This window comes from Neobacillus cucumis (genome assembly GCF_023715505.1).
This window is the reverse complement of the sequence record NZ_JAMBOH010000006.1, coordinates 1-16975: the sequence shown is the minus strand read 5'-3', so window position 1 is coordinate 16975 and position 16975 is coordinate 1. Positions and strand designations below refer to the sequence as shown.

Genomic DNA, 16975 nt, shown 5'->3' with positions numbered 1-16975 from the left:
CTGATCCTCTTTTAAAATAAAAAGTAGCGCTGGGCCATCGGTAGAATCTCAGCCGGTTCACAGGTCACAAGTTCCCCGTCCACCATGACCTCATAGGTTTGTGGATCCACATCTATTTTGGGCATTTCACCATTTAGCTTCATATCTGTCTTGCTTAAGTGACGAATTCCCTGGACCGGTTTGATGAGTTTTTTTAATCCGAGCTGCTCTGGTACACCAAGATTAATCGCTGCTTTAGACATAAAGGTAATCGAAGTAGAATATTTTGCTTTTCCATAGGAAGCGAACATAGGGCGGTATAATACAGGCTGCGGAGTAGGAATTGAAGCATTCGGATCACCCATCAAACTGTGGGCAATCATACCGCCTTTTAGTACCAGCTCAGGCTTAACACCAAAAAATGCCGGATCCCAGATGACGAGGTCGGCCAGTTTTCCTGCCTCAATAGAACCAACCTCCTCCGCAATACCATGAGTAATCGCCGGATTAATCGTATACTTGGCAATATAGCGTTTGACCCGAAAGTTGTCGCCCACACCCGTATCCTCTGGCATCTTTCCTCTTTGCTTTCTCATTTTATCCGCAGTTTGCCATGTACGGGTAATGACCTCTCCCACACGGCCCATCGCCTGTGAATCGGAACTAATCATGCTGAATACGCCCAAATCATGGAGAATATCTTCAGCCGCAATCGTTTCTTTGCGAATCCTTGAATCGGCAAAGGCAATATCCTCCGGTACCTCAGGGTCTAAGTGATGGCATACCATCAGCATATCAAGATGTTCATCTAAGGTATTTTTTGTATAGGGACGGGTTGGATTAGTAGAAGACGGAAGAATATAGGGATAGCTGGCAACCTTAATAATATCAGGGGCATGCCCGCCTCCTGCGCCTTCCGTATGATATGTATGGATGACCCGCCCATTGATCGCTGCCAAGGTATCTTCGACAAACCCGCCCTCATTTAAGGTATCGGTGTGGATCGCGACCTGGACATCATATTGGTCAGCAACCCTAAGGCAATGGTCGATTGCCGATGCCGTTGTCCCCCAGTCTTCATGAAGCTTTAGGCCAATGACCCCAGCATTAATTTGTTCAATTAACGATTCTGGTGCTGACGCATTTCCTTTTCCTAAAAACCCCAAGTTCATAGGGAATTCCTCTGCTGCTTCTAACATACGATGGATATTCCATTCACCTGGTGTACAGGTTGTGGCATTGGTTCCAGTCGCAGGTCCCGTGCCGCCTCCAATCATGGTCGTAATCCCTGAGGATAGGGCGGTTTCAATTTGCTGCGGGCTGATAAAATGAATATGAGCATCAATACCGCCGGCCGTGACAATCATCCCTTCGCCGGCAATGACCTCTGTTGAGGCCCCAATAATCATATCCACTTTTTCCATCAGGAGCGGATTTCCGCTTTTACCTATACCAGCAATCCGTCCATCACGAATCCCGATGTCCGCTTTATAGATTCCAGTATAATCGACGATAATGGCATTGGTAATCACAGTATCGAGCGCTCCGGCTGCTCGGGTTGCGAGCGGATGCTGTCCCATCCCATCCCGAATCACCTTTCCGCCTCCGAATTTCACTTCATCGCCATAAACGGCGAAGTCCTTTTCTATTTCAATAAATAAATCAGTATCAGCAAGGCGGATGGCATCCCCTGTTGTGGGACCAAACATATCCGCATATTGCTTTCTCGACATTCTAAAGCTCATGATGTCCCTCCTTTTTAGTTTCTAGAGGACCATTTGTTTGATTATTTAATCCATAAACCTCGCGGCGGCCCGCGAAGGGAACGAGCTCTACTTCTTTTGTGTCGCCAGGTTCAAACCTTACAGCCGTGCCTGCAGGGATATTTAAGTGTTTGCCAAATGTTTGATCGCGGTCAAATTGCAGTGCTGCGTTTACCTCATAAAAATGAAAATGTGACCCTATTTGGATCGGTCGGTCCCCAAGATTGAGCACCATGACCATTGAAGCAGGCCTTCCTTGGTTACAAATAATTGGGTCCTTTCTTAAGCGGTATTCACCTGGAATCATACTTTTCACTCCGTAAAATTGGCATATTGTAAATTTTCTACATTATTTGTAGAATTGTTTGGTTATTTCGTAGAAATAATTTAATTTTTGTAGAATTGATCCTAGAAAACGTAGAAAACTCCCTTAGTTTCGTAGAATAACTCACTAATTTGGTTGAATAGCCCTAAAACCCGAAATTTCTATTGAATCGGTTGATGTACGGTTACTAGTTTTGTGCCATCAGGGAATGTCGCCTCGACCTGAATGTCCCGAATCATTTCAGGAATACCTTCCATGACATCTTCCGAGGCTAAAATTTTGGTCCCCGCACTCATTAATTCCGCAACCGATTTGCCATCCCTTGCTCCCTCCATAATTTCGTACGTTATGAGCGCAACTGCTTCCGGATAATTAAGTTTTAAGCCGCGGTCCTTCCGGCGCCTCGCTAAATCGGCGGCCACCACGACCATTAATTTCTCCTGCTCCCTCTGGGTAAGTTTCATTCCTTTTCCCTCACTCCCTTAGTTCAGACAGACACCCATTTTTTCATTTGTTACTCCCTTTTGATCGTCATAAATCACCTTGCCACGCAGCATCGTCTTCTTAACCTTGGTTGAAAATACTCGGCCCTCATAAGGGGAATAGGCATTTCGAAATCCAAAAGACTCTTTTTCGGCAACAGTCGTTTCATCTAAACAAAAGAAAACTAAATCGGCATCTAACCCCGGACTAATTCTTCCTTTTCTTTCCTCAATCCCAAAACGGTCTGCGACATTGGATGTTCCTAAAGGGAAAATCTGTTTAAGAGGCACTCCACGTTTCAAAGCCTCATCCACCATTGCCAGCCACGTAAATTGAACTCCTTGGATACCACCCCAAGCATCCCAGATCGAATCGGTTGCTTTCATGGAAAATAGACATGGAGAATGGTCAGACCCAATCGTATCAATCATATCGTCTGCCAAACATTCCCATAGTCCTTCTACCTCTTGGCGTGGTCTTAATGGCGGGGCACATTTTAGGAGCGCACCCTCACGAAGAAAATCCTCTTCATCAAAAATTAAATAATGAGGACACGTCTCAACCGTTACGTTTACACCACTTTTTTTAGCCTCCTCAATTAGACGAACTACCTTTGGTGAACTAATATGAACAAAATGAAGAGCTGTTCCAAATTTGGCGGCAAGCTCTAACGCATAACTTACTGCCTTTTCTTCTGCCGAGATCGGTCTGCTCGCTAAATAAGCACTTCGTTCATTCAGCCATGGATGCTGTTTATTAAAAGCTATAAGTCTAGCAATATCCTTTTCCCATTCCGCATGGAGGGCGAGTACTTTGCCATGGTCCTTTGCCGCTAGCATGGCTTGTTTCAATTCAGTGGGAGATAAGTATTGAAAGTCATCGATCCCGCTTTCACTCATAAATGACTTCCAGGCAATCACTCCCTCACTCATTTGGGCTAATTCCTGTCTATTATTTAGGTTAGTACCAGTCATCCCGCCCCAGAGGGCATAATCGATATGGGATAATGACGTTAAATACTCTCTCTTATCAGTTAAATTTTGTAAGCTTATGGTAGATGGGGAACAATTGAGCGGCATATCAAAAATGGTCGTCGTCCCTCCCATTGCGGCAGCACGGCTTCCTGTCTCAATCCCTTCCCAATCGGTTCTGCCTGGATCATTAAAATGAACATGGGCATCGATAAATCCGGGAACCACTAGGCAGCCACTTGCATCGATAATGTTTTCCGCTGTCTCCAAAATTGGACCTGCTTCACTCTCCACCAGTGAGACAATCTTCTCATCAACAATTTTAATGGTGATATCTTTAAAGCCTCCCTCAGTAAAAACAAGGCCATTCTTTACCAATAGCTCTTTTGTCTTTTTATCCTCCTTAACTACTTCAGTTAGTACTTTAGCCATCGGTCAATCACTCCTCGATGTTAGTAACCTGATTTTCTTTTAAGCTTGTAATCGCCTTTTCCACTGCACGAATGATTCCGCCATATCCCGTACAACGGCATAAATTCCCCGAGAGTGCTTCCTGTATTTGTTGTTTAGTAGGGCTGGGGTTTGAATCAAGCAATGCCTTAACAGCCATGATCATCCCCGGGGTGCAATACCCGCATTGAAATCCTCCCTCTTCTAAAAACGCCTTTTGAATCGGATGTAATTCATCCTCCTCTAGTCCTTCTATTGTATGAATGGAGGTATGGTTTGCTTGATAGGCCATAACCAGACATGAGTTAACTAATTGACCATTCATATGAACGGCACAGGCACCACAGCGGCCAATCTCACAGGACATTTTTGTACCTGACAGCCCTAGTTCCTCCCGTAAAATATCCACAAGCCTTGCTGCTGGTGCTGCTTCTAACTGATGGAGGACGCCATTTACAGTAAGGGTAAGCTCTATTTTAGGGGCAGCTATTGGCAGGTCCATACTCTGGATGACATGTTTCATATCCATGGTTTCATCTCTCCTAAACTGATCGATTTTAATAAAAATTCAGGAGAAACAGGCAGCTTATTCACCCAGCAGCCCGTTGCATCATAAATCGCTCGAACAATCGCCGGCGCAACCGCAACCGTTCCAATTTCCCCCACCCCTCTTGGACCAAATGGGTCGCCCGCCGCCAGTTTTTCAATCGCCTCAACATTCGTGTTGTAGGGAACATCACAAATGGTGGGAATAAAATAGTTATCAAAGTTATCAGTTAGATAGATTCCCTTATCCATGACGGCTTCCTCCATCATGGTATAGCCTAGGGCCATTACGCCTCCTCCTTCTATTTGACCTAGATATCCCAATGCGCTGACAACAGGGCCAGCCGCTACCGCTTGGTCGATTGTGCTCACCTTCACTTGGCCAGTTAACAAATCCACTTCTACGTGGGCGATTACAGCTGCAAAAGCATAAAGATAGTGACTTCCCCCCACTGTTGCATCAGGACTCGTTGGAAAGTTAAACGAAGTGTGGACATTAATTGACCGGCCAGTTGGCATCTGATGCGCCAGCTGGGTAAAAGTAATAAAAGGTCCCGAAGCGTCCATCTCTCCAACCTTCCAGATTCCCCTTGGTCCCATTCGCAGCTGATCAGCAAAAATCCCTGTAATCATCTGTGCGAGTTCTAAAACTTGCTTCCGAAAGGAATCCTTCATTCTCATTAGTGCCTGCCATACCATACTTGTTGATCTTGAGGCAGTCGATGAACCGCTGACAGGTACCAAAGCGGTATCTCCTATAACAATCTTAATATCTTTTTCTGTACACTCGAATTCTTCTATTAGTAAGGTTTCAATCACGGCCAAAAGACCTTGACCACACTCTTCAAACCCGAAGGCGGCTTCAATTTTCCCGGCCTTTGTAAAAGAAAGCCGGCCGCCGGCAGGATCATTCCGGTCGATTCCAAGTCCGCCTCCATGCATCGTGAGGGCAATGCCAGTCCCTCTCACCTTCCATTTATCAAGTTCCTCCTGCTTCCACCTCTTGGATTTTTCAGCATGGGAACGTTCAATCGCTTGAAGGACATCTGATGCTCCATTCGTAGGAGCTATTTTTTGTCCTAATGGCCCAGGATCATCCGCTTTCCTTAAATTCTTTAAACGGAATGTTACTGGATCCATATTCAACTTATTAGCAAGCCGGTCCATTTGCCCCTCTAATGCAAACGTGATTTGGTTCCCGCCAAAGCCCCGGAACTCACCTGATACGCCATTATTGGTAAAAACAGATAATCCCTCTATTTCCATATGTGGGATGATATAGGGACCTGGTGCATGCTCCACAGCAAAATCTAAAACGGCAGGACCTAAAGTGGCATACGCCCCAGTATCGGCGATAATTTTTACCTTATGGGCAAGAATATTCCCCTCTTGATCCACTCCCGTTTTCATTGTAATGTTCATTGGATGGCGTTTAAGCCCTGCTCTGACCGATTCCTGTCTGCTGTTATGAATTTTGACAGGACAGTTTGTGGCGAGTGCAAGTAATGCCCCATATGGCTGAATATTTAATTCATCCTTCCCGCCAAAGGAACCACCCATTGGGCTTGAAACTACACGGATATCCGTTTCCGGCATATCCAGAATTCTTGCCAATTGAAACCGGTCCTTAAAACCATGCTGCGTCCCTACATAAACGGTTAATTTCCCATCTGGTTCTGGGACAATCACGCCGCCCTCGGTTTCCATATAGGCATGCATTTGTCTTGGCAACTCGTAGGTTTCCTCGACAACAATAGCGCATGTTTGAAAAGCGATTTCCACATCTCCTTTTTTAAAATAAGGATGATGTAGAATGTTGCCTCCTGGATGAAGAAGCGGGGCATCAGGCTGAAGAGCTTTCTCGGGACTATCAACTACTGGCAGCTTCTTGTATTCAACCCGAATTAACCGTAATGCCTGCTCGGCGATTTCCTTTGTATCTGCCGCGACAGCAGCTAGAGCATCTCCGACATAGCGGACGCGGTCTTCACATAAAACTGGCTGATCCGGAAAAATAAGTCCAAAACCATTCAAACCAGGAACGTCCTTGTAAGTGACAACCGCCCTAACACCTGGAAGCTGCTCTGCTTCATCGACCGAAATAGATACAATCTTGGCATGTGGCTCCGTGCTTCTTAAAATTTCCCCATATAACATGTTAGGAAACGTTAGGTCTGTAAGGTATTTCATTCTGCCGGTCACTTTTTCGGGACCATCAGGACGTACCCTTCTTTTCAGCTCTGAAAGGCTAGTTTGTAATGCCATAAGATCCCTTCCTTTTCTAACCAGCATAGCCTGCAATCTTTGAAACAATCATATTGGCAGCGACCGTTTTTTTATATTCTGCCGTGGTAAACATATCTGTTGCTGCATTGAATTCATCTTTTATCTTTTGAAAAAGATTTTTTAAGAGTTCATTGGATAATTTGCAACCTTCCACTAATCTTTCACCCCCGGCCAGTCGTTGAGGCGGCGTTGTCCCTCCCCCCGCAGCAAGGCGAATGTACTCGACCTCCTTTTGTTCGTTGAGCTGACAGCAGCCGGAGATGGTTACAATACTAGGGGTAAATGCCTCCCTGTATCCAAGCTTTTTATAAAAATAACTCTTCCCTTTAAGCTCTTTATTGTCAGGAACATAAATGGCGGTAAGAATTGCAGCATCTGATTTACCTAGACAATCTGATAATCTTTTTAGTTTTGTTTTACCTCCATCATAAAAGGATAAGGTTGCATCGAGCGCCAAAAGGGCAGGAATTATATCGCCAAATCCTCCCGCAATATTGCCGCCAATCGTTCCACGATTACGAACAGCCAGTGCTGCAACATTTCTTATAGCTTCTGCTAATAAGGGGATATTTTTTGAAAGTGAAGGGTGATCCTTGCAAGCTGCTAGTGTGGTTAAAGCACCAATCCGGATACCAGCTTCTCCGTTAAAATTAGCTCTCTCACAACCTTGCATTTCTTTAATCTGTTCCAAACTAATTAAATGGCGGGGGCAATCCGTACCTTTTTGCCACTGAGTCTGCATGAGTGTTCCTCCCGCGATAAAGCTAGCCTCTTCACCTAACTGTTGTTTTAATTGCCAGGCTGCTGCCAGATTATCCGGAAGCCAAACCGCTGGCGAGTTCAACATCGTTGCTCCCTGTCTAATCATTACTCGACCAGCTCCTTTCCATTACCATCTCAGGCCGCTCTGTCCGCTGTCTCTGAATTAGTTCCGCTACAATACTAACCGCAATCTCCTCTGGACCTTCCGCCCTTATTGGCAATCCAACCGGGCTCTTAATCTCCGGCGGAATTTCTTGGCCATCAAGCAAACGTTGCGTTCTATCTTTTGAGCCCAGCACACCCAAATATCTTAAGTTTTTACCTTTTAGAAGATGTAACAATTCTCGATCCTTTTGGAAATGATGTGTAAGGATGATGACAGAGTCTAAGCTGGATAAAGTCAGCATAGGCATCACTTCATTCGGAAAACCCACAATTAATTGATTAGCCTCCGAAAAATATTCTTCTTTACATAACGCCGAGCGCCAATCAGAGACAAGGACGGAAAAGCCTGCTTGAGCTGCCATATTAACTAATGGAATGGCATCCCGGCCAGCCCCAAAGACAATTAACCGCGGCTTTGGTTCAAAGCAATGGATGAAAATATCAGCTGATAATTCCGGTAAATAAGAAATTCCACTTTTCGGTATTTTTTGATGTATATCATTTACAAGCCTTTTTATTTGCAGGGGTACTCTTCCGTGCCACTTTCCAAACAGCTGTTGATGATCTGTGATAAACAAATAGTCAGTAACCGAATTGTCTTTCGCTAATTTTTTTATCACCGTCACACGGTTCCCATTATCTAAATGGAACTTTAATTTACAGAGATGCTCACGAAAACAGGCATCAATCGGTTCCAACAGAACACTTATTACACCGTTACAGCCTGCCCCCTGCCCCCATGACAGATCGTCTTCGTCCCTTAAATCATAAACAACGGTGTTTGTTTTTCTTTGGTTTATGACTTCTTGAACTCGAAAGGACAAATCCGTCTCAAGACAGCCGGCACTTAGAAGACCTATTTGCGTTCCATCACCTCGAAACAGCGTGGAAGTCCCCTCTTTTCGATAAGCTGATCCTTCTACGCGAATAATCGTAGCAAGGACATCATCATTAGCAGACCCGACAATCGCGTCTAGAATCTCATGTATCCCGTCCATACAAGCCCCCCTTAAATTTATTAATAGACCTCCTAAGAACAACCATGTTCTATCTCTCTAATTTTGGCTCAGTTGGATGGGTGAGAATATGTAACTAAGGAAAATGTTAAAGTTTCTATCATCAGCTTTTCACTAATAATATCCAAAAGTGGAGATAGCTTCTACATTGGCGTCATATAATCTAACATGAAAATTTTTATTTTTTAGAATTACAAAGTCTGGACCTTCAATCTTTAACCGTCATATCGTTGGCATTCTTTCTTACAATGGCTATTTTGAAAAAGTCTGTCAGAAACCCTTACGACAAAGGAGAAAATATGCGTGTGTTATAGAATAATATATCTCAAGTTTAAAAGGGAAATCTTACTTTCCTATTACAAGGCATACACCTATAATGACAAACGTTTAATATATAGACGATTGGGGAGATTATGATGTCAGCTGATAAATTTATGGTGGAAGCCATTGATGAGGCTCTAACCAATGTGATGAACAGTCATGGTGGACCATTTGGAGCTATAGTAGTAAAAGAGGGGAAAATTATTGGCAGAGGCCGTAATGAAGTTACAGCCTTAAACGATCCCACAGCCCATGCTGAGGTTCAGGCAATCCGCGAGGCCTGCCAGACTCTAAAAAGCTTTCAGCTTGAGGACTGTGAAATCTATACGAGCTGCGAACCATGCCCAATGTGCATTGGCGCCATTTATTGGGCACGTCCAAAAGCTGTTTATTATGCCTGTACTAAAGAGGACGCAGCCAAAATCGGCTTCGATGATCAATTTATTTATGACCAGCTTACATTACCTTTCGAAGCACGAAAAATCCCTATGAAACAAATTTTCCCTGCTAATGGCGACTTGCCGTTTAGAACATGGGAAAAAACACAAAATAAGGTGGAATATTAATCTGACAAAAAGAGGATGTTGAAGATGGAGAGAAATCAATTAGAAAGAAGAATCTCTGTGGCCTCTGGAAAAGAACCTGCAGATACCGTCATTAAGAATGGAAAAATTGTTGATGTATTTAATGGAGAAATAATGGAAGGCGACATTGCTATAGTTGACGGGTATTTTGCAGGGATTGGAGAATACAGTGGGAAAAACATCATTGATGCAAAAGGCTGTTATATTTCTCCAGCTTTCATTGATGGTCATGTCCATATTGAATCCTCTACCGTAACAGCAAGGGAATTTGCCAAGGTCCTCCTCCTCCATGGGGTTACTACCGTAATTGCGGATCCCCACGAAATTGCCAATGTATCAGGGGCGCCCGGCATACAATATATGCTTAATTCAACTAAAAACCTTCCTTTTGACTTTTACTTTATGCTCCCCTCCTGCGTGCCGGCAACAGCCTTCGAACATTCCGGTGCCACACTTACGGCTGAGGATTTAAAGCCTTTTTATCAACATCCGCGAGTACTGGGATTAGCAGAAGTAATGAACTACCCAGCCGTGGTAAACGCGGAACAAGATATGGTCAGTAAAATATATGACGCCAAACATTTGGGTAAAAAAATCGATGGCCATGCAGCCGGCCTAAAGGCTATTGGTTTAAATGCATATATGTCTGCGGGCATTCGAACAGATCATGAAAGTACAACAGCTGACGAAGCAAGAGAGCGACTGCGCAGAGGAATGTACTTGATGATTCGTGAGGGCACAGTTGCCAAGGACTTGAATCAGTTAATTCCTGTTGTAAATGAGCGTAATGCCCGCCGCTGTCTATTTGTGACAGATGATAAGCACCTGGATGACCTGGTTCACGAAGGCAGTATTGATCATAACGTTCGACTGGCGGTTGCTTCAGGGCTCTCTCCCTTAACTGCTATTCAAATGGCGTCCATTAATGCGGCTGAATGTTTTGGTCTAGATGACAAAGGAGCCATTGCTCCTGGATATAAAGCTGATTTCATCCTTTTTGAGAACCTGGAAACTATCCAAATAACCGATGTATATAAAGATGGGCTTGCTGTTGTCAAAGATGGCTTGCTAATCGATAAACTAGGGAACGCAACTCCTTCTATATCTGCATCCATAAGGGAATCTGTCCGGTTTCATGAGTTAGAAGAGGATAGTTTTCAGATCCTTTTAAAGGATACGAAGGCGAATATTATTGAAATTATTCCTAACAGTCTAGTAACGATTCATCAAATTGAAGAAGTAGATACCTGTGAACTTGGTTTATTTCGACCATCTATAGAAGCCGATCAGTTAAAGTTAGCCGTGATTGAACGCCATCATATGACAGGTGCAATTGGCTTGGGTATTGTGAAAGGCTTGGGTCTAAAATCAGGGGCGATCGCTACCACCATCGCCCATGATTCGCACAATCTTATCATCGCAGGCACTAATAATTACGATATGGTTGTTGCAGCTAACGCGATTAAAGATATGCAAGGTGGGATGATAGTTGTTAATCAAGGGGAAGTAATTGCCTCATTAGAGCTTTCTATTGCAGGGTTGATGTCTGATCGCCCTTATCAGGAAGTGTACAGTAAATTAAATGAGATAAATCTGGCTCTTCGTACGTTAGGAGCGAACGACCACTTTAATCCATTCTTAACGCTTTCCTTTTTATCACTGCCAGTGATTCCGGAGTTAAAGCTGACAGATCAAGGCTTATTTCAGGTTTCCACATTTAAGCATATTAGCAATGATGCATAGTAAAAAAGCCAGTTTCTTCAAACTGGCTTTTTTAACATCTATAAAGCAATTGACTTCTTCTGATTGCTGACTTCCTTTTTACTATAAAAACGCTCAACAAAATGACCATTTAATGAAGCCAGGACTTGCTGAAATAGCATCGCTACAACAACTGGCACAGCAACTGCTGCCGGAAAAAAGGAAACCGCTAATACTGCACCCGCACTTATATTTCTCATCCCGCCAGTAAACGTCAGTGTAATCACAGTACTCTGTCCCCTTTTCATTAATCGCCCTACAAAGAAGGAAAACAAGTAACCAGTTAAAGCTATGAAAAAGACAATTACTATAATGCTAACCAGCTTAAGGTCAATATGTTTCAAATAAGGGGCAACGACCGATCCGTTCAACATCACAACAATGCCTAAACAAATTTTTGAAAAAGGAGCAAGGCTTGGCCCTATTTGTTCTTTCACTTTCCCCTTTGTCAGCTGGTTTAAAGTCATCCCGATTAATGACGGGATCACCACCATCCCCAACATACCTTTCATAATACTAATCGTATCCATTTCGACCTTTTGACCAATAAATAATGACAGGGTTAAGGGAACAATAATCGGAGATAATAACGTATCGATTAAAATAATCGATAAAACCAAGGGAATATTCCCCTTATAGATTGAAACCCAAATGAAACTCGTGACACCCGTTGGAATCACCATACCAAGCACAAGTCCTGTAATCGTGTATACATCTCCTGAAAAAGCAACATGACCAATCCCCCAGGCCCATAGCGGCATAAGAACATGTAAAATCAGCATCGCTAGAAATATAGGAAACGGATGGACAATCACATCTTTTAATGAGCGGAAATTGGAACTTAAACTTCCCTCAAAGGTCATGAAGGCAAAAATCCATGGAATTAAATAAGAAAAATCCTTTATATAAGTGCTTAACAGAACGCCCAATACTACACTAACTGGAGTGATAAGCGGCATGATTTTAACAAGACGTTTATTTAAATTTTGCAGCATGTTAATCTCTCCTCCCTATCAAAGAATACCACAATTTCTTTGCAGAGATTAAAAAACTTCGTGAATCGAAAAAATAAAATTCTTAATGTCTTGGCGCCCAAAGGATCACCGAAACACCAATCAGACAGATGATCGCACCAATCCAATCGTATAAATCAGGGGTCTTTTTATCGACGCCCCATCCCCATAGTAAAGCGAGAATAATAAAGACGCCCCCATATGCAGCATACACCCTTCCAAAGGAGGGGAATTTTTGAAACGTGGGGATTACCCCATATACAACCAATATAATTCCGCCAAGAATTCCATACCACAGTGGCTTGTCCTCACGCAGCCACTGCCAAATCAAGTACCCCCCTCCAATTTCAGCTAGCCCAGCAAGAATAAACAATATAATTGCTTGATTAATGATCATCACTCCCCCTAAAATGGTTCCATCACTATTTTAATCAAAATTTCCATATAAATAAAATTAGGAAAAGATAATACATACACCTAAGGGCTTACATAAAAAATAATATCCGGTTGGAAAGATGGAGACTATGTACCGCTTTGATAATTTCTCCTATTCGTAACCACTATCGACATGGAACAAAAGACCTCCATTTTTCATAACGTATATTGTCTTGTTTTTTATTATGGAAGGAGAGACACAATGTACTACAACCCTTTTTATTATCCGGTTGTTCCTCCCATGCCGGTATACTCGACCTATACCGTTAACTATCCAATCCCTCGTATGTATCCCCCAGTCGATACGAAAATCTTTGAAGGGTCGGTCAAATCGTTTCGGCTGTTAATGGCACAAGGAAGTATCTTGTTAGATCGGTTAGGAAATGCCGCGTTTGCACAAAAAGTAATGAGTGCAGCACAGCAAGGAAAAAATGCTGAAGTCGATCAATTAATTAAAACGATTGGTCTAAGAGTCCCTGTTATAACTAAATTTACACCGACCGGCGTAAACTTTACCCTAACGACACAAGCTACTCAGCAGCAGCCGATGAACTGCTGCACGTTAACTGTTGCGATGAAGTGGGGGCAATAAAAACAGTTCGATTTTTTCAAGTTTTTTCAAGACTAGCTGACTCTTAAATTAAAGGAGTCAGCCATTTTACTATTAACGTTATATACAAACCCAAGGAAATTTCTTTATTAAAAACTTACGTTTAAGAATGCTCATTCTTAAACGGTCCAACGAACTCGAAATTTCCTTAATCGCTCTTGTCTTAAAATCCCTTTTTCCATAAATCCTATTCACTTATAGGATTTAATCGCTTTTATATTATCACTATCAACCCTAAGACAAATTTTGTTAAGTTCTAATTCAAAAACCCCCTAACGAAATATTCATTTCACCCATTTATCACGCATATAAACAATGTAATTGTTGCAGTGGACTTTTACGGCGGCAGCATCTGTGACTGCTAAACTAGAGTAGACAGTTTTCGCTTGATTAGATGAAACACTTATTTACCCAAATGTACCAGTAAAATATAAGCCTCTTCCATTGTAAGATGACTATGAATTTATTCATACATCAATGGAGGGTACAGAAAAGGTGGATAAGTGGGAAATGTATATGGAAATACAACCAAAGATATCGAACTATAAATAAAAAAACGGAGAATTACTCTCCGTCTGCAGATGAATCTCTTCCTGAAGTCCCTTTATATCAACTTAAACAAGTTAAAAACATTTGTGCATCGTTTTCCTTCAAATATTTGTTCATTGGATTTGGAGGGGATAACCCTACTACTGCTACTTTTATCTACGTAATGAATATAAGATATAGAAAGAGACATCACCAAGAGAATATGAAGCTATTCCGGACATAGGCCCTCACAGTGCTTTCACCTATCTCTAGTGCTGGATTCCTTTCCTGTAGCCAATCTTGTACCTGAGCTGCTGACATATCAGGATGTTCCCTCAGCCAGGATCGGATTATTTCCTTATAAGTATCTAACTTCTTTCTTCTTGTTTGTAAGGATTCTACCCATTCCGCCATATCTGAGGGAGATCTTTTAAGATTTCGGTAAACGATTTGCAACGACACTTGGCAACTCATTACGTCGCATCCTTTTATCTTCACTCCCCGGTGCCGCTGTCACTTCCATACAAAATAGATGGGTGCAGAATGAATTTTCAACTATTGATGGGATAGAAGAAGATGTAACAACTATCATTTTGAACATAAAAAAATTATCTATGAATATTCTCTCTGACGATGAGAAAGAATTGATGATCGATGTACATAGAACCGGTACAATAACAGCTGCTGATATTTCTCATGATAGTGATGTAGAAGTCTTAATTCCCGATTTGCATCTTACTACCCTTAAAGAAAATGTACATTTTAGAATGCGCCTAACTGCAAAACGTGGACGCGGTTATGTTCCTGCAGAGCAAAACAAACGTGATGGCATTCAAGTAGGAGTCATACCAATAGATTCAATCTATACACCGGTTACACGCGCCAGTTATTTAGTTGAGAACACTCGTGTAGGTCAATTGGATGGTTTTGAAAGGTTATATTTTGAAGTTTGGACAGATGGAAGTTTAGGGCCTAGCGAAGCCATTTCTGAAAGTGCAAAAGTGTTTAAGGAACATCTTACTTTTTTAGTAGGACTTAATCCTGAATTACAAGATAGCCAAATTATGTTGGAAAGAGAAGAAGTTTCAAAAGATAAAGAAATTCTTAACCTGACTATTGAGGATTTAGACCTTTCTGTTCGTTCTTTTAACAGTCTAAAACGCAATGGCATTAATACGATTCATGACTTAGCTAATAAGTCCGAAGAAGATATAAGAAAATTACGCAACTTAGGACAAAAATCTTTAAAAGAGATCATAGATAAATTAGAAAGTATGGGTCTAGCCGTACGCAACGATGATTAATATCCATCTTATTGAAAAGAGAGGCTGACCCTGAAGATCAAAAATAAATTTGTTTATATCCAATAACGTTAACTTTTTCCAATGGTTAATATCTTTATATGTATTATTTAATAGTAATCATGATATTGTCAAACGGAATTAAAGATAACTTTATATGATAAGATATAATATAAAATAACATATATGGTGGAGTATATTTTAAAACTATTATTAAAATATTGGGAGGGAAAAGACACTCCAAGTCAAAACGAACCAGCTAACGAAGAGAACATAGAGGAAAACATGAACGTTGAACGTTCAACCCCAATTTAATAGAAAAAGTGAAGACGAAAAAATGCGCCTCAGCCGTTTATTGGGTGCCATCATGAGATATTTAACGGACGATCAAGCAAGATTGACATCGGGTATCTACTTAAAAACACAGAAGGATTACGGGAATGGTGGGATGAATATCGGGAGTTACACAGCTGTATTTGTCAATATTAATTTGATCCAGAGCGATCACTTCAAAAGTGAGCCACTTCATTCTGATTATGTAATTTTAAAATAGACTTACAAAAATCATGAGAATAAATTAAGTAGGTAATTCACTACTTAGAAAACAATACCTACACGCTCCTGAATTAAACAAGAAATAAACCTGTTTCCCCTGGTTTATTCCTTGTTTTATTAATATGAAAATTTCTTATTGAAGCGGTCGAGAAATATCACTTAACGCATCCCCTGCTTCATTAATATGAATGTCAACTGTTGCTAGGTCACCAATAGCACAAATGCCAACCAATTCTCCATTTTGGACCACAGGGATACGGCGGATCTGATTATCAGACATCATACGAGCACATTCATGTGCATCTGTATCCGGAGAACAGGTAATTACATCTGAAGTCATAACATCATGGCAATGGATTGAGTTACAGTCTTTTCCATCAGCAACACAGTTAAGGACAATATCACGGTCTGTCATCATTCCCACCACTTTTTTACCTTCACAAACAGGAACTGAACCACAATTAATATCACGCATAATTTTTGCTGCGGCTGTCACTGGCTCATGCGGTGTACATACCTTTACATCTTTTGACATTAAATCTTGTACTTTTGTCATTTTTTCCTTTCCTCCCTTTTCGTTACAATCTTTTGTCAAATGTATTTTCTCCATCCAGAATTAAAATATTACTTACCAGAATTTTAGGGAGGCATTTGAACTAAAGCAGGTAACAATGGTTTCAATTGGCATTAGTGAAGGACCTGATATGGCTAAATTTGAAGGGTCAATTCTGCATGGAAGGTGAAAAAGAATGCTGTTTAATTGATGAAATGTTTCAAGAGCTAATAGCACTAGTGTTGCATTAAAAATGTCGTAATTTTCAGTTTAGTCATCTTTCTTATTTAGAGCCAAAAAAGTAAATACCCAATCAAAGGTGGCTCCATCCATTTGGAAATTTATTTACAATTAGACCTATGTGACGACGACATTTTATTTATCAAGGAGTAGCCTTTCCTTCAATCTTTCGAAGCCAGATATTCGCTGGTTTCCACAATGCTGCCCTTAAAAAACGACTAATTTGTAAGGTTTTTCGCTTGCTTCTAGTTTCGATTTGCACAAGAACATGTAGGCAAAAAACAATAAGTGCGATAAACACTTGATTTTGAATCGCCCATTCGCTTTG

General features: G+C 41.6%; 16 protein-coding genes and 2 pseudogenes. 5 read left to right on the top strand and 13 right to left on the bottom strand.

The features are described 5' to 3' along the window. Nucleotides 1-11 precede the first annotated feature (11 nt). The 8 genes from ureC to M3226_RS10760 all read right to left on the bottom strand — a co-directional run bounded on the left by ureC (nucleotide 12) and on the right by M3226_RS10760 (nucleotide 8728). The gene (gene ureC, locus M3226_RS10795) at nucleotides 12-1724 is read right to left on the bottom strand and encodes an urease subunit alpha (RefSeq protein WP_251565176.1); all 1713 of its coding nucleotides are present in this window, start codon (nucleotides 1722-1724) and stop codon (nucleotides 12-14) included. Further along, on the bottom strand, nucleotides 1714-2049 hold the full coding sequence (locus tag M3226_RS10790; protein ID WP_251565174.1) for an urease subunit beta: 336 nt from the start codon (nucleotides 2047-2049) through the stop codon (nucleotides 1714-1716). Before M3226_RS10790 ends, ureC begins: the two co-directional genes overlap by 11 nt. A gap of 179 nt (nucleotides 2050-2228) precedes the next feature. Continuing rightward, complete coding sequence (locus M3226_RS10785; protein ID WP_251565172.1) at nucleotides 2229-2531, bottom strand: urease subunit gamma; 303 nt, start codon at nucleotides 2529-2531, stop codon at nucleotides 2229-2231. Nucleotides 2532-2549: 18 nt separating this feature from the next. Then, nucleotides 2550-3953 (bottom strand): allantoinase AllB, encoded by a 1404-nt coding sequence (gene allB, locus M3226_RS10780; RefSeq protein WP_251565170.1) that lies wholly within the window; start codon nucleotides 3951-3953, stop codon nucleotides 2550-2552. A gap of 7 nt (nucleotides 3954-3960) precedes the next feature. Next, complete coding sequence (locus M3226_RS10775; protein ID WP_251565169.1) at nucleotides 3961-4500, bottom strand: (2Fe-2S)-binding protein; 540 nt, start codon at nucleotides 4498-4500, stop codon at nucleotides 3961-3963. Continuing rightward, nucleotides 4491-6782 carry a xanthine dehydrogenase subunit D gene (gene pucD, locus M3226_RS10770; RefSeq protein WP_251565167.1) on the bottom strand — a complete coding sequence of 764 codons (2292 nt, stop codon included), beginning with the start codon at nucleotides 6780-6782 and terminating at the stop codon, nucleotides 4491-4493. Before pucD ends, M3226_RS10775 begins: the two co-directional genes overlap by 10 nt. Before the next feature lie 16 nt (nucleotides 6783-6798). Next, a complete protein-coding gene (locus tag M3226_RS10765; protein ID WP_251565165.1) occupies nucleotides 6799-7671 on the bottom strand; it encodes an FAD binding domain-containing protein in 873 nt (290 codons plus the stop codon). Next, nucleotides 7664-8728, bottom strand: a complete 1065-nt coding sequence (locus M3226_RS10760; protein WP_251565163.1) for an XdhC family protein — start codon at nucleotides 8726-8728, stop codon at nucleotides 7664-7666. Before M3226_RS10760 ends, M3226_RS10765 begins: the two co-directional genes overlap by 8 nt. A 434-nt stretch (nucleotides 8729-9162) precedes the next feature. Here M3226_RS10760 and M3226_RS10755 point away from each other — a divergent pair, with 434 nt between their 5' ends. After that, on the top strand, nucleotides 9163-9633 hold the full coding sequence (locus M3226_RS10755; RefSeq protein WP_285857807.1) for a nucleoside deaminase: 471 nt from the start codon (nucleotides 9163-9165) through the stop codon (nucleotides 9631-9633). Nucleotides 9634-9651: 18 nt separating this feature from the next. Further along, entirely contained in the window at nucleotides 9652-11394 is a 1743-nt protein-coding gene (ade, locus tag M3226_RS10750; protein WP_374110584.1) for an adenine deaminase, read from the top strand. A gap of 38 nt (nucleotides 11395-11432) precedes the next feature. On the opposite strand, the gene M3226_RS10745 is transcribed toward ade, so the two are convergent. Beyond that, a complete protein-coding gene (locus tag M3226_RS10745; protein ID WP_251565159.1) occupies nucleotides 11433-12407 on the bottom strand; it encodes a bile acid:sodium symporter family protein in 975 nt (324 codons plus the stop codon). 82 nt (nucleotides 12408-12489) lie between these two features. Further along, nucleotides 12490-12822, bottom strand: a complete 333-nt coding sequence (locus M3226_RS10740; protein WP_251565157.1) for a YnfA family protein — start codon at nucleotides 12820-12822, stop codon at nucleotides 12490-12492. A 240-nt stretch (nucleotides 12823-13062) separates the two neighbouring features. Between M3226_RS10740 and M3226_RS10735 the strand changes: the two genes are divergently transcribed. Beyond that, on the top strand, nucleotides 13063-13452 hold the full coding sequence (locus tag M3226_RS10735) for a hypothetical protein (protein WP_251565155.1): 390 nt from the start codon (nucleotides 13063-13065) through the stop codon (nucleotides 13450-13452). Between the two features lie 756 nt (nucleotides 13453-14208). On the opposite strand, the gene M3226_RS10730 is transcribed toward M3226_RS10735, so the two are convergent. Further along, a complete protein-coding gene (locus M3226_RS10730; RefSeq protein ID WP_251565153.1) occupies nucleotides 14209-14472 on the bottom strand; it encodes a hypothetical protein in 264 nt (87 codons plus the stop codon). On the opposite strand from M3226_RS10730, the pseudogene M3226_RS10725 reads away from it, so the two are divergent. Together M3226_RS10725 and M3226_RS10720 are read left to right on the top strand one after the other, a co-directional pair. Continuing rightward, nucleotides 14448-15302, top strand: a pseudogene (locus M3226_RS10725) (DNA-directed RNA polymerase subunit alpha); the annotation flags it as partial. The gene M3226_RS10730 and the pseudogene M3226_RS10725 overlap by 25 nt on opposite strands. Before the next feature lie 289 nt (nucleotides 15303-15591). Further along, a complete protein-coding gene (locus M3226_RS10720; protein WP_251565150.1) occupies nucleotides 15592-15852 on the top strand; it encodes a hypothetical protein in 261 nt (86 codons plus the stop codon). A gap of 135 nt (nucleotides 15853-15987) precedes the next feature. Here M3226_RS10720 and M3226_RS10715 read toward each other — a convergent pair whose 3' ends face one another. Together M3226_RS10715 and M3226_RS10710 are read right to left on the bottom strand one after the other, a co-directional pair. Beyond that, entirely contained in the window at nucleotides 15988-16410 is a 423-nt protein-coding gene (locus M3226_RS10715) for a CBS domain-containing protein (RefSeq protein WP_251565148.1), read from the bottom strand. A 379-nt stretch (nucleotides 16411-16789) separates the two neighbouring features. Beyond that, a pseudogene (locus tag M3226_RS10710) lies at nucleotides 16790-16975 on the bottom strand (IS4 family transposase); the annotation flags it as partial.

What these genes read in the sequence shown, in the direction of transcription:
- M3226_RS10735 (WP_251565155.1), top strand. Translation starts at nt 13,063, where the DNA reads ATGTACTACAACCCTTTTTATTATCCGGTTGTTCCTCCCATGCCGGTA.
- M3226_RS10765 (WP_251565165.1), bottom strand. Translation starts at nt 7,671, where the DNA reads ATGATTAGACAGGGAGCAACGATGTTGAACTCGCCAGCGGTTTGGCTT.
- allB (WP_251565170.1), bottom strand. Translation starts at nt 3,953, where the DNA reads ATGGCTAAAGTACTAACTGAAGTAGTTAAGGAGGATAAAAAGACAAAA.
- M3226_RS10745 (WP_251565159.1), bottom strand. Translation starts at nt 12,407, where the DNA reads ATGCTGCAAAATTTAAATAAACGTCTTGTTAAAATCATGCCGCTTATC.
- M3226_RS10755 (WP_285857807.1), top strand. Translation starts at nt 9,163, where the DNA reads ATGTCAGCTGATAAATTTATGGTGGAAGCCATTGATGAGGCTCTAACC.
- pucD (WP_251565167.1), bottom strand. Translation starts at nt 6,782, where the DNA reads ATGGCATTACAAACTAGCCTTTCAGAGCTGAAAAGAAGGGTACGTCCT.
- M3226_RS10760 (WP_251565163.1), bottom strand. Translation starts at nt 8,728, where the DNA reads ATGGACGGGATACATGAGATTCTAGACGCGATTGTCGGGTCTGCTAAT.
- M3226_RS10730 (WP_251565153.1), bottom strand. Translation starts at nt 14,472, where the DNA reads ATGAGTTGCCAAGTGTCGTTGCAAATCGTTTACCGAAATCTTAAAAGA.
- M3226_RS10775 (WP_251565169.1), bottom strand. Translation starts at nt 4,500, where the DNA reads ATGGATATGAAACATGTCATCCAGAGTATGGACCTGCCAATAGCTGCC.
- M3226_RS10740 (WP_251565157.1), bottom strand. Translation starts at nt 12,822, where the DNA reads ATGATCATTAATCAAGCAATTATATTGTTTATTCTTGCTGGGCTAGCT.
- ureC (WP_251565176.1), bottom strand. Translation starts at nt 1,724, where the DNA reads ATGAGCTTTAGAATGTCGAGAAAGCAATATGCGGATATGTTTGGTCCC.
- M3226_RS10790 (WP_251565174.1), bottom strand. Translation starts at nt 2,049, where the DNA reads ATGATTCCAGGTGAATACCGCTTAAGAAAGGACCCAATTATTTGTAAC.
- M3226_RS10715 (WP_251565148.1), bottom strand. Translation starts at nt 16,410, where the DNA reads ATGACAAAAGTACAAGATTTAATGTCAAAAGATGTAAAGGTATGTACA.
- M3226_RS10785 (WP_251565172.1), bottom strand. Translation starts at nt 2,531, where the DNA reads ATGAAACTTACCCAGAGGGAGCAGGAGAAATTAATGGTCGTGGTGGCC.